This window comes from Azoarcus sp. KH32C, from assembly GCF_000349945.1.
Taxonomy (GTDB): Bacteria; Pseudomonadota; Gammaproteobacteria; order Burkholderiales; family Rhodocyclaceae; genus Aromatoleum.
Window position 1 is genome coordinate 2,819,738 of record NC_020516.1, and the last position, 16,861, is coordinate 2,836,598.

12 protein-coding genes are annotated in these 16,861 nt (G+C 63.8%); 1 reads left to right on the forward strand and 11 read right to left on the reverse strand.

Annotation, left to right across the window (positions count from 1 at the left end; translation table 11 throughout):
- Positions 1-27: 27 nt before the first annotated feature.
- Positions 28-1,113, forward strand: a complete 1,086-nt coding sequence (locus AZKH_RS12335) for an acyl-CoA dehydrogenase family protein (protein ID WP_015436109.1) — start codon at positions 28-30, stop codon at positions 1,111-1,113.
- A 119-nt stretch (positions 1,114-1,232) separates the two neighbouring features.
- On the opposite strand, the gene AZKH_RS12340 is transcribed toward AZKH_RS12335, so the two are convergent.
- The 11 genes from AZKH_RS12340 to AZKH_RS12390 form a co-directional block, all read right to left on the reverse strand.
- Entirely contained in the window at positions 1,233-2,465 is a 1,233-nt protein-coding gene (locus tag AZKH_RS12340) for a lipase family protein (protein ID WP_015436110.1), read from the reverse strand.
- Positions 2,466-2,603: 138 nt separating this feature from the next.
- Positions 2,604-5,276, reverse strand: coding sequence for a LuxR C-terminal-related transcriptional regulator (locus AZKH_RS12345; RefSeq protein ID WP_015436111.1), 2,673 nt, complete (start codon positions 5,274-5,276; stop codon positions 2,604-2,606).
- Positions 5,277-5,402: 126 nt separating this feature from the next.
- On the reverse strand, positions 5,403-6,959 hold the full coding sequence (locus AZKH_RS12350) for a long-chain-fatty-acid--CoA ligase (RefSeq protein ID WP_156822100.1): 1,557 nt from the start codon (positions 6,957-6,959) through the stop codon (positions 5,403-5,405).
- Positions 6,960-6,963: 4 nt separating this feature from the next.
- A complete protein-coding gene (locus AZKH_RS12355; protein WP_015436113.1) occupies positions 6,964-8,541 on the reverse strand; it encodes a class I adenylate-forming enzyme family protein in 1,578 nt (525 codons plus the stop codon).
- A gap of 34 nt (positions 8,542-8,575) precedes the next feature.
- Positions 8,576-9,394 (reverse strand): SDR family oxidoreductase, encoded by an 819-nt coding sequence (locus AZKH_RS12360; RefSeq protein ID WP_015436114.1) that lies wholly within the window; start codon positions 9,392-9,394, stop codon positions 8,576-8,578.
- A 14-nt stretch (positions 9,395-9,408) separates the two neighbouring features.
- Positions 9,409-10,596 (reverse strand): acyl-CoA dehydrogenase family protein, encoded by a 1,188-nt coding sequence (locus AZKH_RS12365; protein WP_015436115.1) that lies wholly within the window; start codon positions 10,594-10,596, stop codon positions 9,409-9,411.
- A gap of 34 nt (positions 10,597-10,630) precedes the next feature.
- Complete coding sequence (locus tag AZKH_RS12370) at positions 10,631-12,232, reverse strand: acyl-CoA carboxylase subunit beta (protein WP_015436116.1); 1,602 nt, start codon at positions 12,230-12,232, stop codon at positions 10,631-10,633.
- Positions 12,233-12,234: 2 nt separating this feature from the next.
- Positions 12,235-12,732, reverse strand: a complete 498-nt coding sequence (locus AZKH_RS12375; protein ID WP_015436117.1) for a biotin/lipoyl-containing protein — start codon at positions 12,730-12,732, stop codon at positions 12,235-12,237.
- Positions 12,729-14,219: an acetyl/propionyl/methylcrotonyl-CoA carboxylase subunit alpha gene (locus tag AZKH_RS12380; RefSeq protein ID WP_041657251.1), complete on the reverse strand. Its 1,491-nt coding sequence runs from the start codon at positions 14,217-14,219 to the stop codon at positions 12,729-12,731. The genes AZKH_RS12375 and AZKH_RS12380 overlap by 4 nt, the downstream gene beginning before the upstream one ends.
- Before the next feature lie 27 nt (positions 14,220-14,246).
- Positions 14,247-16,073, reverse strand: coding sequence for an acyclic terpene utilization AtuA family protein (locus tag AZKH_RS12385; protein ID WP_015436119.1), 1,827 nt, complete (start codon positions 16,071-16,073; stop codon positions 14,247-14,249).
- Positions 16,070-16,855, reverse strand: coding sequence for an enoyl-CoA hydratase-related protein (locus tag AZKH_RS12390; protein WP_015436120.1), 786 nt, complete (start codon positions 16,853-16,855; stop codon positions 16,070-16,072). The genes AZKH_RS12385 and AZKH_RS12390 overlap by 4 nt, the downstream gene beginning before the upstream one ends.
- Positions 16,856-16,861 lie beyond the last annotated feature (6 nt).

Consider the following 16,861-nt stretch of genomic DNA (forward strand, 5'->3'; position numbering starts at 1 on the left):
GCCGGCTAGACTATCGAGGGAACCAGAATGATTGCACGCACGCTCTTCCGCGAGGAGCATCGGCGGTTCCGTGAGGCCCTGCGGAGCTTTATCGAGACCGAATTTGTAGTCGATTACCGCCGCATTCGCGATCAGGGTCATGTCGATCGCGAGACATGGCGCAAGACCGGTGCGGGCGGCCTGCTGGGCACGGTACTTTCGCAGACATGCGGCGGCGACCTGGCGGGCGGGCTTCGCAGGATCGTCCTTCTCGAGGAGCTGGGGCGAGCCGATGCTCCGGAGTTGCTAGGCATGCTGCTCCATTCGGACCGGGCAGCAAGGCTCATTGCCGGTCATGGCAGCGACGCTCTGAAGCGAAAGTACCTGCCGCGGATGGCCGCAGGCGAGTTGATTGGCGCATTGGCCGATGACGACTCGCTCGACCCCTTGGCTCACACGGGGTCGGATATCACTGCGGTACGCAGGGGCGATCACTATGTGGTGAATGGCGTCAAACGGCTCGTAGCAAACGGGCATCCAGCCGATCTGGTGGTCCTCGCGGTGGCGTTCGATCCGTCGAGGCGTGCCGATTCTGCGAGCTTGCTGGTGGTGGATACCTCGATGCCCGGCTTCAGCAAGGGCCCGAGAGTCGGTGACTTGGCATGCGGATATCTTGGCCTGGCCGAGCTGCACTTCGACGAGGTGCCTGTACCTGCAGAAAATCTGCTCGGCGAGGAGAACGCCAGCTACCGTTATCTGGAGCAAGAAAGGCCGGGGTACTGCATGGAAGCCGCAATCTGCGCAGTTGCTCGAATGGAGGCCGCGCTCGAGAGCACGGGCCCGTGCACATGCGAGGGTGGCTGCCGCTCAAGCACCGCCGGGAATCCGGCAAGCGTCCGTCCCCCATTGTGTGAGACGAGAACCGAAATACGTGTTGCGCGCGTATTTGTCGATCGTTGTATAGAGTTGCTTCTGGCCGGCGTGCTTTCCTCAGCAGACGCTTTACTGGCGCGGCAATGGATTTCGCACCTCGCCCGCAGGGTCCTGCAGACGTGCCGCAAGTTCGACCATAACGGGGGCCTCTGGCTGAGTTTGCTTGTAGCGGAAGCGGTGGACCGATCCGAATCCGGCTGATCCGTCAGCTTAATCGGCAAGCACCAGGTTCAGGCGCCGTCCCACGATAACCGCATGGGTGCGACACAGCGATGGCCAGGGCGCGAACGCCCTTGGCCCTGGAACTCGAACCGGAAGGTTCAGAAATTACCACAGTTAGACGGCGCCGGGAGTCCGTCGAATCGGCTCTGAATGTACGAGAGGGCCAGCGGTACCGACGCAATAAGCGCGGCGAGGTGCGTGGGTGCCGTCAGCGCGGTGAACTGTACCGTCGCGCCACGGTCGCACCAACTGACGGCCATATCGTGCCCGGGCTGGTAAGGCGCGATATCGTCGAGCGGGGTGTGCACGACGAAAACCGGGACGGTCGGCGCAACGAGTCCCAACAGTTGCTGATTCACCGGTGAAGCGAGCGGTTGCTCGGCGAAGTGCGCGGGAATCGAGCGACCGTCATTGGTCAGTGTCGAGGTTTGCAAGAGGGCGTGCTGAGCAAGCGTCTGCACCCAGCATTCATTGAGCGCCTGGGATGCAAGCAGCCGGCCGACCGGATTGAGCATGTTAAGGAAGCCCGCTTTCGGATAGGCTGCGTTCATACCGTTTACCATATACAGCAGGACGCCGGCGGCCGGCTTGCCGTCCAGGTATTGCGCCAATTGCTGGAGGTTGGCCGGGGCGGCTCCGACGTAGGCCCCCGCCACCTGCAGCTCCGGCGCATAGCTCACCTGCAGTTGAGCGGCAGCGCCCGACGCCAGGCCGCCTTCCGAATAGCCCCAGAGGGCAACCGGCCCCACAGCGGGCAGAAAGGCCGAAGTCAGGCGCTGCGCTGCACGGATCGAGTCCAGCACTGCGTAGCCCAGGGCGTTGCGATTGAGGTAGCTCGGTACCCCTGGCGTGCCCATCCCCTGATAGTCGGAAATTGTCACGCCGTAGCCAGCGTCCAACAGTGCGGTAATCGCAGCGAGTTCATACTCCGTCGGGTTCGCTGTGGTGACTTGATATGACGGCGCACACTGGTCCCCCATTCCCTGCGTGCCGACAGCAAAGCCGATAATCGGGCGCAGCCCGGATCCGGCCCACGACAACTCGGGTGTGATCACTGTCCCGGTGACCGCCACGCGCGCGCCGTTGGTGTCCCGGGTGCAGTACATGATGCGCCGGGCAGAATATGGTGTCTGGGTCGGGAGCACGAAATTCGACGGCTCGTCCTTGATGACGTCCCCATCATTCAAACAATAGGGCGCCAGTGGAGACGGCGGGTCGTAGAAGCCGCCCAGGACACCGGCCCGTGCCGGCTTGGGGAGCATGACCATCGAGACGATGGCAACGATCGTGGCAAAAGCGGCAATCAGGCTACGACTAAAAGGAATACGCATGATCTCTCCTGAGTGTTGGAATGACTGCTCCGCACTCGGCTATGCTGTCGGTTGCGGGGGTTGTCGTACTCGTCTCAACCCGATGAGGACCATATCGACACGCTGGTGCGCCCGCATTCCCCCGATTGGGGGGCGAGATCAATCGGCAGGCACCAGATTCAGGCGCCGTCCCTCGATAACCGCGCGGGTGCGGTTATCGACCTCAAGCTTGATGAAGATGCTCTTGATATAAGACTTGACCGTTTCCGGGCTCACCCCGAGCGCCGCAGCGATGCGCTTGTTGGAGCTTCCGGTGCCCATGAGTTGCAGCACCTCGGTCTCCCGACGCGAAAGGGGCGTGTCGATGCTCCGTGAGCTCGCCACACCGATCGTGGAATCCTCTTCCCTCGTCCGCACGTGCACAAGCAGCTGTTCCGCATAGGAGGTCAGGCGGCGACCGTCCGGCAGGGCGACCAAGCGATCACGCACGTACTCGAGCGCCGGCTCCAGCACAAAGCCATGATCGACGATGGTACGAACGAGAGCCCCCTTTCGTCCCCACTCCAACACCTGAACCAGTCGCTCGTAGGCCCGGTCTCGCTCACCGCATCCGAACTCTGCCGCGGCAAGCAGGCTGCCGACCCTGCACGCAAAGTACAAGTCTCCGGCCTTGAGGCTATCGTCCCACGCCGGTTGGAGGAACGCCGCCGCGGCAGAAAAGCTTCCTCCCGTCAGCTCGACATGGGCGTGTGCGAGTGCGTGGTAGGCTCGCAGACGATCCGCGATGGCGTACTCGCCACCTGGAGCCGCCATCGCAAGACGTTCCAAAGTTGCCAATGCATGCGACATCGTCCAATCGTCCCCCTCTTCCAGGCACAGCCGCACGCGTTCGACGACCAATGCCGATCGCATCCTGGGCCAGGGTTCGCTAGCGGCAACCGCTTCGCCCTGCTCGATCAGTTCGTGCGCGAGCCTGCGATCCTGCTTGCAGCGGGCGATACGGACCAGAGTGGTATAGGCGCGAAGCGGAATCTCGAGAAAGCCGGCGGCATTCACTGCATCGAGCCGGCTGGCGACAAGCCGCTCGGCCTCATCCAGCCGATTGGACTCGTAAGCCAGTTGCCCGAGCAGGACCTCCGGCGTCGCCGCAAGACTCGACTTCGGCCGCAAGTCGCGCACGGCGACCGCTCGCGCCTGGATAAAGCACGCCTGTGCCTCGGCGAGCTCAAGGCGGCGGGACAGGGCAAGCCCCTTGACCATGTGGCGGTACACCTCCGTCGGCGCGGCACGCGACTTGTCGCCATTCTCCATCACGTACCATGGCATCTCCCTGACCTGATCGTGGCGTCCGGCCATGAGATGGCTGAAGCAGATGACGTTGCCCACCGTGTTTTTCGTCCATGCGTCGGCAAGCGGATTCTCCATGTACGCCAGGCCGTACTTCAATCCGGCGTCCGGTGCGTCGGACAGGCCATGGGCCACGGTACGGATCGCCAGGCATTCGCGCCGGGTGGCGTCTTCGCGTTCATCGCCGACGACGTCCGCTTCGATCTCGTCGACCCAGGCGAATACATCGCTTCGGCGGGGCGCCAGCGCGAGCGACCAAGCGATGGCCAGGCGGAGGGAAAACTGCGGACGCATCAGCTCCTTTGGGAGCCAGTTTCGCCAACTCAACACCTCGCGGATATCGCCGGCCCTGATCATGCGCATGGCACACGCCTCGATCCATGAGGTTGCCAGTTCGACCTCGCCCGCTTCGATAGCGTGACGGATGGCATCCGCGTACCGGCTCCTCTCATGAAACCACTGGGCCGCCCGGCGGTGCAGCGTCCTGATGTCTTCCGTCGGCAGACGCTTAGATTGACGCCGCAAGTATGTCGCGATCAGTGGGTGGTAGCGGAAGGCCGCCTCACGCCCGGCTTCCACCTCGCCCCCGGCTTCCGCCTCGACCAACTGGTATCGGTAATGCAGCGTTTCAAGAATTGCCGAGGCGTTGTCGGTTTCGAGCACTGCATCGCACAGATCGGGTACCAGCGACTTGAGGACCGAGCTCTTCACCATGAAGTCGCGCAGGTCCGAAGGAAAGCGCGCGAATATTTCACCCAAATAGGGTTCGATGTCCCGCCCGCTGCTACGCATGGCACGCAGGATTTGCTCGGGTGATGCTCCCGAACGCAAGGAGGTGGCGGCGATGCGCAGCGCCGCGGCCCAACCGCCGGTCTCGTGCTGGAATGCCTGGATATCGTCATCGGACAAGCACGCCGACTCCAGCTGGAAGAATCGGCCGGCCTCTTCGAGCGAAAACCGCAACTGGCCGGCATCGATTTCCAGCAGTTCGCCAGCGGCACGCAGGTGCCCCAGCGGCAACTTCGGCTCTTCGCGCGAGGTGATCACCAGACGGAAGTGACGCGGCGCGTGAGCGTGAAGGAAGCGGATTGCACAGTGAATCTCGTCGTTCACCAGCAAGTGGTAGTCGTCGATGAAGAGACACAACTCCTCCCCACTCTCGGCAATACCATTGACCACGGCCGCAATCACCGCATACACCGGGGCGAGGCGGCTGTCATTTAGCATATCGAGGGCGATAGCGGCTGCGCCAGGACACGCCACCTCGATGGCGCGCGCAAGGTAGAGCAGGAAGACGGCCGGTTCGTTATGCTCCGCCTCGGCTCGCAACCAACTCACCGCCAGTCCCGTCGACTGCTGCCGGGTGCTCCAGTCGACTGCCAGCGTCGTCTTGCCATAGCCTGCGGGCGCCGTGATTGTCACCAGGCGGGCTTCGCTCCGCGCGAGCAGGTCGATCAGCCGCGGCCGCGCGATGCGCGTTCGCATGACGGGAGGGACTTCCGTCGTCGTCGCCATTGGAACGAATGGGGATATGCTCACTGCGCCGCTCCACTCAACTGACAGGAACACGAGCCTGCGCCCGAGGGGCAACAGGCCCAGCCAAAGGCGGCCTTATCCGATCGCCCGGTCCTTCCCTTCCCAGTACGGCGCGCGCAACGCACGCTTCATCAACTTGCCCGACGGATTGCGCGGGAGCGCGGGCAGAAAATCGATCGACTTCGGGCACTTGTAATGAGCAAGGCGCTGGCGTGCGAATGCAAGCAAGTCGGCAGCGTCCGCCTGCACGCCTTCCTTCAATACGACGCAGGCCTTGACCGCCTCACCCCACGTCGGATCCGGCACGCCGATCACTGCCACGTCGGAAACTGCCGGATGAGCGCTGAGAGCGTTCTCCACCTCCGTCGGATAAATGTTCTCCCCTCCCGAGATGATCATTTCCTTCAAACGATCGACGATGAACAGATAGCCTTTCTTCAGGTAGCCGACATCACCACTGCGCAGCCATCCGTCAGCGGATTCCGGAATGACTTCGGAGGTCGCTTCCGGATTCCGGAAGTAGCCCTTCATCACTGAGGGCGACCGGATCCAGACTTCGCCCGCTTCCCCCTCCTCGCAGACCTGCCCGTCGTCGCTGCGCCTGATGCTCAGTTCGATGCCCGGCAAAGCACGTCCGGCGGAACGCAGCAGCTCCGGATCGGCATGATCATCCGCCCCAAGACAGGTGGCGATCCCTGAAAGCTCCGTCATCCCGTAGATCTGCACCAGCGAACTGCTCGACACCGCCTGAACTTCCCGCAAGACGGCTTCACTGACCGGCGATCCTCCGTAACCGAGGACTCGCAAACTGGGCAGGCTCTTGCGCTTTGCAAGCAGCGCTTGAACGAGCATGCGGATCATCGTCGGCACCATGACCGCGTGGGTCACGGCATAGCCCTCGATCGTTTCCAATATTTGCTCCGGGGCGAACTCGGGGCGAGTGACAACCACTGCTCCGACATGTAGCCCTGTCAGAAAGACGACGCTCCCCGATACGTGGAAATTGGGCAAGACATCGAGCAGCACCGTCCGGTCGCTGGCTCGAATGCCGAAACAGTCGCCGATCACCGAACACTGGTAAAGGAGGCCGGCGTGGGTGATCTCGACCCCCTTCGGTCTGCCTGTGGTGCCCGAGGAGTAAAGCTGCAACACCGTCTCGTCGCTGCGCGAGGGGTACTCCGGATCCACCGGATCGAAACCGGCAGCCCATGCCGCGAGCGATCCATCGAAACCGGGCTCGGCAATCAGAAATTTCTCGACACGCGACAGGTCGAGACTCTTGATGTTGGGGAGGAACGCACTGTCGACGAGGAGCAGCCTTGCCTCGCTGTGACCGATCACGAATTCGAGTTCCGACGGTGCCAGGCGCCAGTTCATGGGCGTACACACGGCCCCCATCTTGGCGGCGGCGAAAAGCACTATCAGACACTCGGCGCTGTTGCGGGTAAGGCAGCCGACACGGTCGCCCGATTTGATCCCGAGAGACAGGAGGCCTTGAGCGACGCGATTGCTCTCCTCATCGAGCTCCGCGTAGGTCCAGCTGCGGAAGGGCGAAACAACGGCCGTCGCCGCTCCCGTGCAACGGCCCCAATGACGTACGATCTGTGCAATGGATGTGAACATGGTAGTCATCGGATCAGCCAAGAAATAGACCTTCAAACTGACTGCGAAGGACCTGCTTGCGTATCTTGCCGGTGGCAGTGACCGGCAATTGCTCGACGAAGCGAATGGCCTTCGGCACCTCGAACTTTCCTAAGCGCTCTCGACACCAGGCGTCCAGCTCCGCTTCGCCGCACGGCATGTCCGGCTTCAGCACGACCACGGCGCAGATCGCCTCGCTCCAGTGCGGATGTGGCAGGCCCAGCACCGCAACACTCGCGACGGCCGCGTGACCCAGGATCGCCGATTCGACCTTGATGCTCGCCACGTTCTCACCGCCAGTCTTGATCATGTCCTTCTTGCGATCGAGAAACTGAAGTTGGCCGCCGTCATCGAACTTGCCGATGTCGCCGGTATGATGCCAGCCGAACTTCTGAGCCGCGGCGGTTGCCTCGGGATCCTTGAAGTAGCCGAGCATCACATTCGGACCACGATGTACGATCTCGCCGACCTTGCCGGGCGGCAGCAGATTCCCCTCGTCATCCATGACGGCGGTCTCCACGATCGACGACGAAACGCCCCAATAATTGGCATTCCGCCCGTCATTCAGGGACGGTCGATAGGACATCGTGACCGGGTAGATCTCCGTCTGCCCGGTGGCAAGCATCAGGTTCGGACACATTGTCTGGCTGATCGCAGCAACGAGCTCTTGTGACATCGGCGCCATCGCATAGACGCACAAGCGAAGCGACGAGAAGTCCGCAGTCCGGGCCGACGGGTGGGCCAGGACCGCCCCGTACATCATCGGAAGTCCGACGATCACAGAAACGCGCCGCTCGACAATGTCGGCGATAAGGTTCCCGGCGTTGAAGCCTCTTGCGATGACGAGGCTCGCCCCTGCCGCCAGGGCGGCAGCACCGGCGTTATGCTGGCCGCAATGGAACAGCGGCAACATGCAGGTGACAACGTCCGCGTGGCTGTAGCCGAAGGTCGCAATGTTGGCGATCAGGGCATGGTGCACCGAGCCGTGGGAGTGAACGACGCCCTTGGGATTCCCCGTGGTGCCGCTGGTGTACATGATCAGCGCTGGCTGGTCGGCATCGATGTCCACCTCCGGCAGGTGGTCGGGCCTGCCGTGGAGCGCATCGGAAAACGTCATTGTCGAGACGGAGGTCTTGCCGGTAGCGCGTGTGACGACGACCGGCAGGCCGAGCTCGGTCAATAGCGCAGCCATCTTCGGCTCGAGGCAAACCTCCTCGTCCACGACGATGCCGACGACTTCCGCATGGCGAAGGATGTAGCCGATTTGCGCCACATCCAGCTTGATGTTGACCGGGACCCATACGGCGCCCGCCTTGTGGATGCCGTTGATGGCAACCACCAATTCGGCCGAATTTTCGCAAAGGGTCGCGACTTGACCACCTTTCGGCAAGGCCGCGCAGAGGAAATGGGCGAACTGCGAACTGCGCGCATCGAGTTCGGCGTGGGTCAGGCGCTCGTCGCCATCGATCACCGCAATGCGCGCACCGGCGCGTTGCGCACTGCGATGCACGATGTCCCCCAGGGCGATTCGGCCGATGCGCCTGGCCTCCGCGCTCTTCTGAATATCGATCACACTTGTCTCCTCACAATGGCCCGGATTCATGCGATCAAGCAGTCCGGGGCTTCATCTCTTGCGCCGCGGCCTCGACCATCGACTTGATGCTCTCGGATGCGCCGCCACCGTCGCAGGGGACAATTGCGCCGGACACGTAGGACGCTGCCGACGACGCGAGGAACATGGCAAGTTGAGCGATGTCTTCAGGCGTACCCATACGACCGAGCGGCACCGCGCTGTTGACCATCGCATCGCCTTCTTCCCCTTGAGGCGCCAGGCGGCGCATGCCTTCCGTACCGGCGATCGGCCCGGGAGAGATGGCGTTGACCCGCACGCCCGCCGCGCCCCACTCGATCGCCAGCACGCGGGTCAGTTGGTCGACGCCGGCCTTGGCCGCGCAGACGTGAGACTGGAAGCGCATCGGGATCATGGACTGCGGCGCCGTGATATTGATCACCGAAGCCCCTGGCCGGGCGAGGTACTGAAATGCCTGGCGCATGACATGAAAGGTGCCGTTCAGGTCGATGTCGACGACGACCTTGAAAGCATTCGAGGAGAGGTCGTTGGCCTCCGCCAGGAAATTTCCCGCCGCGCCGGAAACCAGCACGTCGATCGGGCCGAAGCGCTCATGGGCCAGCGCCAGCGCCCGGCCGACCGCATCGAAATCGCGCACGTCGGCCGTGACGCCCAGCACCTCACCTCCAAACTGCCGCAGCGCTTCGACGGCTGCGTCCACGTTCTCCTGCTTGCGGCTGGCCACGCATACGCGTGCACCGCTGCGTGCGAAGGCCTTGGCGATACCAAGGTTGATCCCCGTGGTGCCACCGAAAACGAATACGTGGCGACCGGAAAAATCGAATTTGATGTCCATGAATGTCTCCCGGATCAGCGCGCAGCGCGCAAGAGTTCTTCGGCGATGATGACGCGACGGATCTCGTTGGTCCCGCCGCCGATCGTTCCGATCTTGACGTTTCGGTATGCACGATTGACTTCGGTCTCCCAGATGAAGCCGTTGCCGCCGTGGATCTGCACCGCCTTGTCGGCCACGCTCAGGGCCATCTGGCTGACGGTCAGGATCGAGGCGGCGCAAAGTTTGTGGATGTCGCCCCGGCCGCCGCCGCCCGTTTCGAGATCGTTGCACGCCATCAGTGCACGATAGGCGATGGCGCGCGACGCTTCGATTTCGGCGTACATGTCGGCCAGCATCCCCTGCACCAGCTGGAAGCTGCCGATCGTTCTGTTGAACTGCTGACGCGTATTGGCGTAGTCGATGGAGAGATCCAGACAGCGCTGGGCCGTGCCGAGAAAGGGCATCGAGAGGAAGGCGCGTTCGATGTCCAGCCCGCTCATCACCACCGCCACGCCTGCGTTTTCGCCGCCGATCAGGTTCGCCACCGGAACCCGGCACTCGTCGAAGACCAGCTCGCCGGTCGGGCAGCCGCGCCAGCCCATCTTGACGAGCTTCTGCGCGACCGAGTAACCCGGCATGCCCTTTTCCACGATGAAGGCGGAAATCCCCTTCGCACCCGCTTCCGGATTGGTCTTGGCGTAGACGAGGATCACGTCCGCGATCGGGCCGTTGGAGATGAACATCTTGCGGCCGTTGAGCACGTAATGGTCGCCCTCCCTGCGTGCCGTCGTCCGCATGCTGCCCATGGCATCCGAACCGGCTCCCGGCTCGGTCAGTGCCAGCGCCCCCACCCACTCGCCGGAACACAGCTTGGGGAGATAGCGCTGCTTCTGCTCGGCATTGCCGTTGCGCAGGATGTTGTTGAGGCAGAGGTTTTCATGCGGTCCCCACACGAAGCTGGCATTGTGGTTCCAATAGCCGAATGCCTCGGCGACCATGCCCGCGGAAAAGAGGTCCATGCCCGAGCCGCCATACTCTTCCGGAGCAGTGATGCCGAAATAGCCGTTCTCTCCGAGCAGTTTCATCAATTGCGGCGGACACCAGTCCTCGTCGTCCATCCGCGCCAACAAAGGCGCCAGTTCCTTCTGTGCAAAGCGGAACGCCTGGTCGTAGATCCCGCGCTGGTCCGCGGTCAGTTCGAACTGCATTGAATGGATGCTCACGTTGTCTCCTTTTTTATTCGCATGAGGAAGCCGCTCAGATCCGAAGTACGCCCTGCCGGCGTTCGGCGAAGGGCGCATTGAGCGAAGCCGACAAGGCGATGCCCAGGGCGTTGCGCGTATCGACCATGTCGAGCACGCCGTCGTCGCGCAGTTCGGACGTCTGGTAATAGACGCTGTTGCTGCGCGTGTAGTCGTCGTGGATCTGGTCGTGGATGGCTTTGATGGCTTCCGGCTCGAGCTTTTTCCCTTCACGAGCCAGCGCAGCAATCTTGATTTGCGACAGCGTCTTCGCCGCCTGCTCCGCGCCCATCGTCGCGCATTGGGAATGAGGCCAGGCAAAGAGGAAACGCGGCTCGTAACCCCGTCCTGCCATGCCGTAATTGCCGGCGCCGAACGAGGCGTGGCACAGCACGCTGAACTTGGGCACGCGAAGATTGCTCTGCACCATGATCATCTTCGCGCCGTCCTTGGTGATGCCGCGATGCTCGTAATCGCGCCCGATCATGAAGCCGGTGATGTTGTGCAGGAACAGCACCGGCACGCCGTCGCGGTCGCACAGCTCCATGAAGTTGGTCGCCTTCTCGGCGGCCTCGCTGAACAGCACGCCATTGTTGGCGAGGATGCCGATCTTGTAGCCCCACAGGTAGGCATAGCCGCAGACCAGGGTGGTACCGTAATCGGGCTTGTATTCGTGGAACAGGCTGCCATCCACCAGGCGGGCGATCACCTCGCGCATCTCGAACTGCTTCTTGATGTCGTCCGGAATGATGCCGTAGAGCTCTTCGGGGTCGTAATACGGCGCCTCGGGTTCGCGCATGTCGACCGCTTGCTTGTCGCGGCGGCGCAGCGTCCCGACGATCTCACGCGCCATCGCGATGCCCTGGGCCTCGGAATCGACGGCATAGTCGGCGGTACCCGAAATGCGCGTGTGCACGTCGGCGCCCCCCAATTCGGCCGCCCCGATGTCCTCGCCGGTGGCCGCTTTCACCAGCGGCGGCCCCCCGAGGAAGACTCCGCTCGTGCCGCGCACCATGATCGAGTAATCCGACAACGTCGGGACATAGGCACCGCCCGCGGTGCAGTGACCGAGCGCCACCGCGACCTGCTCCACGCCCGCCGCCGAGAGCCGGCACAGGTTGTAGAAAAGATGGCCGCCCTCGTGGAAGATATCCATCTGCATCGGCAGATAGGCACCGGCGCTATCCACCAGATGCACCACCGGGATGCGGTTTTCCAGCGCAACCTTCAGCGCGCGGATGGTCTTCTTTGCACCGAGCGGGTACACCGCACCGCCCTTGATGCTCGAGTCGTTGGCCACCACCATGACCTCCCGGCCATTGACGACCCCGATGCCGGTCACCATCCCGGCGCCCTTGATGTGGGCGTCGTAGTCGGCGAGGTTGGCGGCGAGCGCGGACAGCTCGAGGAAAGGCGTGCCGGGATCCAGGAGCAGATCGACCCGCTCGCGCACCAGCAGCTTGCCCTGATCGCGCAGCCGCTTGATGTCGCGCTCGGGACGTTCGGAGCGCACCTCATGCAGCTTCGCTCGAAACTCGTCACGCACGCGCAGGTTGTGGTCGCGGTTGGCCTTGTAGCTCTCGGAACGGGTATTCACCCGGGATTCGATGCGGCGCATGCTCAGTCCTCCTTGGGCGCCAAACGGATCAGTACCGCGTCGCGGTCGAAGACCTCGCCCCGGGCACAGTTGATTTCGGCCACCACCCCATCCCGTGCCGCTTCCAGATTCATCTGCATCTTCATGCTCTCGATCACCATCAGGACCTGTCCCGCCGCCACGGCGTCGCCTGCTGCGACCCGCAGCTCGACGACGGTGCCCGGCATGGGCGCAATGCATGCATCGCTGGCGTCTGCCGCTGCCGACGCGTCACGCACCGGATCGTGCAGAACAACGGTCCAGGCACGGCCGAAGGCATGCACCAGCGCCTTGTCGCCTCGCTGAACGACACGAACTGAATACTTCCGGTCATCCAGAACGACTTCATGACTTCCATCGGTCTGTAGGCTCGACGCCACGCGGTACGGGACACCGTCGATTTGAATGCGGGCAACCGACGCATCACGCACGAGTTCGACCTCGCTGTTGCCGACTCCTGCAACTTCGGCGGTAAGGCTCATTGATTGCTCCAGGCGCCCATGGCGGCGCAGATGGCCGGCGGGGTGAAGCGCGCATCGGCCAGGGTTCGATTGGTAAGAAGCGCCGCCGACAGCACGACCGCGAGCTGCTCGGGTGTCGGCACGAGATCTTCGAGAGCTGCCTTGTGCTCCTCGAGGAAACTGGTCGTCGTGTCGCCCGCCGCAAAGGCATCGTGGGCCAGTACCCGCCCGAGATAAGTCGCGTTGGTGGTTACACCCAACACCGCCATCTCTTCGAGCACCGCGCGCATCTTGGCAATGGCTTCCTCGCGGGTCGTGCCATGGACGATCAGCTTGGCCAGCATGGAATCGAAGGACGAACCGATCGTGTCCCCTTCCCTGACCCCCGAGTCGAGACGAAACCCGTCCATCTCCGGCGAATCGAAACACTCGAGGCGCCCCGTGGCCGGCATGAAGTCGCGAGCGGAATCTTCGGCACAGAGCCGGCATTCGATTGCGTGGCCATTGAGCTTGATGTCGTCCTGCCCATAGCCGAGGGCTTCGCCTTCGGCGACCCGGATCTGCTCCGCGACGAGGTCGAGGCCGGTGATCATCTCGGTGACCGGGTGTTCGACCTGGATCCGCGTGTTCATCTCGAGGAAGTAGAAACCGCCCTTCGCATCGACGACAAACTCCACGGTGCCCGCGGAGGCATAGCCCACGGCCTCGGCCAATGCCACGGCCTGACTGCCCATCTCCTGGCGCAGCCGACCGTCGACGAAGGACGAAGGCGCCTCCTCGATGATCTTCTGGTGGCGGCGCTGGATCGAGCATTCGCGCTCGCCCAGATGCACGACATTGCCGTGCTGGTCCGCCAGGATCTGGATTTCGATATGGCGCGGGCGCTCGATGTATTTCTCGATGAAGACGCGCGCGTCGCCAAAGGCCGCCAGTGCCTCGGCACGGGTACGCTCGAACGCTGCACGGCAGGCGCCCTTGTCGGCGTAATGGATGACGCGCATGCCCTTACCGCCGCCCCCGGCGCTCGCCTTGATGATGACCGGCAGGCCGATCTCGCGGGCCACTTCGTAGGCCTGGTCGGCATCGACGATCTCGCCGTCGAAACCGGGGATGGTGTTCACTCCGGCCTTCTGGGCGAGCCGCTTCGACTCGATCTTGTCGCCCATCGCTGCAATCGCGTCGGCGCCCGGGCCGATGAAGCGCACGCCGGCCGCTTCGAGTCGACGCGCGAACTCGGCGTTCTCCGAAAGAAAGCCGAAGCCCGGATGGACCGCATCGGCGCCGAGCGCCGCGCAGGCGGCCAGGATGTTGTCGATCGACAGATAAGCCGCGACGGGGGTCGGGCCGTCGATGCGGAAGGCCGCATCGGCAAGCTGAACGGGCAATGAGTCGCGGTCGGCATCGTGATAGACGATGACCGCGCGTTTACCCAGCCGGTGGCAGGTGCGGATGATGCGTGCCGCTATCTCGCCGCGGTTGGCGATCAAGACCGTGTTGATGGAGGTCATGTTTCCCAATTCCATGATTGATCCGTGTCAGGCCGAAGCCGCCGTGCTGTCGAGCAAGCCTCCGGAGGCGCACCACTGCGCCGGCACCCGGATCGGCAAGTCCATCAGCATTTGCGCCCAGCTCTTGCCTTGCGGGTCGTAGCGCAGGGAGGCGATACCGCCGCCGCCCAGCGCCCCCGCGAGCAGGAAGTTCAGCGCATGAATCCCCGGCAACTCCCAGCGCCGCACCTCCCCGGTGAGGTAGTGGGCAAAGAAAGCCGCCACGCGCTCCGCGGAAAGCTCGCGGCGCAGCACCGGCAGGAATTCGGGACGCCGGGCAATGATGCCGATGTTCGAATCGTTGCCCTTGTCGCCGCTGCGTCCCCAGGCCAGGGCGATCAGCGGAACCTCGAGCGTGTCGCCGGAAGCGCTCAGTTTCGTGCCCTCGACGGCACCCTCAGGCGCGCTGCGGGGCACCAGCTTCGTGCCGCGAGGCACATCGACGGACTGGGTCTCTCCGCCCACGTCCACCGTCACCGGCGCCTCGGCCTTGTCGATCAGGAAGGAAAACAGCCGCACAACGGGTGACGGCGTGGGCCGACCGCCGAAGAGACCCGTCGTGCCCTGGGCCATGGCCACGCCCGCCTGGGTCATTTCCTTCGCGAACAGCTCGAGCGCCGCCTTGTCGCCATGGCGCAAGCCCATCTTCAGGACCACCTCGCGTGCGCAGTCGGCGAAACGGCCTGCAGCGCCGTAGGTATCTTCCGCGCCGATGACCTCGATGGAGGTCTCACGGTAGTCGCCACGACCTGCCGCCTGATTGAGCTTGCGGGTACGGTCGATGATGGCAGCGCCCATGCGCCGCGCCTTGGCGGCAGCATCGCGGCCGGCCACCATCATGGTGGCGATCACCCGCCAGCCGTCGCTCCAGGTCGCGCTCACCTTGTAGCTGGGCGTCGGCGCGTGGCCGCGGGTATTACTGACCCGCACCCGATTCTCGCCAACTTGCTCAAGCTTCACCTCGGTGAAGTCGCAAACCACGTCGGGCAGGATGTAGTTGGCCGGATCGCCGATCTCATAGACGATCTGCTCGGCGACCGTTGCCGTCGACACCAGCCCGCCGGTGCCCTCCGGCTTGGTCACGACGAAGCTGCCGTCCGCAGAGCATTCGACGATCGGGTAGCCCATGTCCTCCCAGCCCGGCACGTCGGCCCAGTCGGTGAAGATGCCGCCGGTGCACTGCGGCCCGCATTCGATCACGTGTCCGGCGAGGCTGCCGGCGGCAAGCAGGTCGTAGTCGCCGTCGCGCCAACCGAACTCGTGCATGAGAATGCCCAAGGTCACCGCCGAATCGACACAGCGGCCGGTCAGCACGACGTCGGCCCCGGCATCGAGGGCGAGCGCGATGGCGCGCGCACCCAGGTAGGCATTGCAACTGAGCAGTTGAGACGGCAAAGGCTCGCCGGTAAACATCTCCCGCGGCGCCATAGCCTGAATCGCTTCCGCCCTCGGCATGAGGTCGTCGCCCTCCACCACCGCCACACGGAGGGGAATGCCGACCTTGTCGGCGGCGGCCACGAGCGCCTCGCGGCAGGCGCGCGGGTTTACACCCCCTGCGTTGGAAACCACGCGGATGCCGCGCGCCCGAATTTCGGGCAGCAAGGGGACGAGGGACTCCACAAAATCCGGCGGATATCCACCGGCCGGATTCTTCGCCCTGGCGCGGGCGAGCAGCGACATCGTGATCTCGGCGAGATAGTCGGAGACCAGATAGTCGATCCTGCCGCTCCTCACCAATTGCGCGGCGGCGTAGCTGCTGTCGCCCCAAAAGCCGGATGAGCAGCCGATGGCAATCGTGTCCTTGCGCGGCTTCATTGCGCCACCCCTTCTGCCCAGCGCGGCGCGCGCTTTTCCGCGAATGCCGCCCGCCCCTCGCGGGCCTCCTCGGTGGCGGCAAGCTTTTCGATCATCAGATCCGCATAGACGAGCGTCTGATCGAACGACATGTCCTGCATCACGTCCAGCGCCTGCTTACCCATTCGCAGAGCCGTCGGCGCATTGCGCAACAGCTTGTCGACCACCACGCCGAGTTGGGCATCCAGGTCCGCCCTCGGTATCGCGCGATTGACCAATCCGCATTGCTGCGCTTCGGCAGCGGTCAGCGGATCGCCAAGGAAGGCCATCTCCCAATAGCGCCGGCGCGGGAGCTGGCGCATCAGATACGCCGAAATCATCATCGGAAACACACCGACCTTCACTTCGGGCGTTCCGAAGCGCACGTCGTCCGCGCAGTACGCAAGGTCGCAAGCGGCGACCAGGCCCAAGCCGCCGCCGAGTGCAGAGCCGACAATACGACCGACGATGGGCTTGCGGCAGGCGCGCATCGCGCGAAAGACGCGCACCAACGGGTTTTCGCCGCCGGCCGCCGAGAAGGTGCTGGCGCCGGCGGCGTCCTTGAGGTCCGCACCGGCACAGAAGGTCTTGTCGCCGCCGGCCGTCAGGACGACGACCCGCACGAGCTCGTCGCTCGCGGCCAGTTCGAAGGCATCGACCAGGGCGTCGGTCAGCGCCCGGTTGATCGCGTTGTGCGCTTCGGGACGATTGAGGGTGAGCCACAGAGCAGCGCCCCGGCGCTCGATGAGTAGGACTTCAGACACGGGATC

Excerpts from the sequence above, each read along its gene's own strand:
- AZKH_RS12385 (WP_015436119.1), bottom strand. The coding sequence starts at position 16,073 with ATGAAGCCGCGCAAGGACACGATTGCCATCGGCTGCTCATCCGGCTTT.
- AZKH_RS12345 (WP_015436111.1), bottom strand. The coding sequence starts at position 5,276 with ATGCGAACGCGCATCGCGCGGCCGCGGCTGATCGACCTGCTCGCGCGG.
- AZKH_RS12370 (WP_015436116.1), bottom strand. The coding sequence starts at position 12,232 with ATGCGCCGCATCGAATCCCGGGTGAATACCCGTTCCGAGAGCTACAAG.
- AZKH_RS12380 (WP_041657251.1), bottom strand. The coding sequence starts at position 14,219 with ATGACCTCCATCAACACGGTCTTGATCGCCAACCGCGGCGAGATAGCG.
- AZKH_RS12335 (WP_015436109.1), top strand. The coding sequence starts at position 28 with ATGATTGCACGCACGCTCTTCCGCGAGGAGCATCGGCGGTTCCGTGAG.
- AZKH_RS12360 (WP_015436114.1), bottom strand. The coding sequence starts at position 9,394 with ATGGACATCAAATTCGATTTTTCCGGTCGCCACGTATTCGTTTTCGGT.
- AZKH_RS12350 (WP_156822100.1), bottom strand. The coding sequence starts at position 6,959 with ATGACTACCATGTTCACATCCATTGCACAGATCGTACGTCATTGGGGC.
- AZKH_RS12375 (WP_015436117.1), bottom strand. The coding sequence starts at position 12,732 with ATGAGCCTTACCGCCGAAGTTGCAGGAGTCGGCAACAGCGAGGTCGAA.
- AZKH_RS12340 (WP_015436110.1), bottom strand. The coding sequence starts at position 2,465 with ATGCGTATTCCTTTTAGTCGTAGCCTGATTGCCGCTTTTGCCACGATC.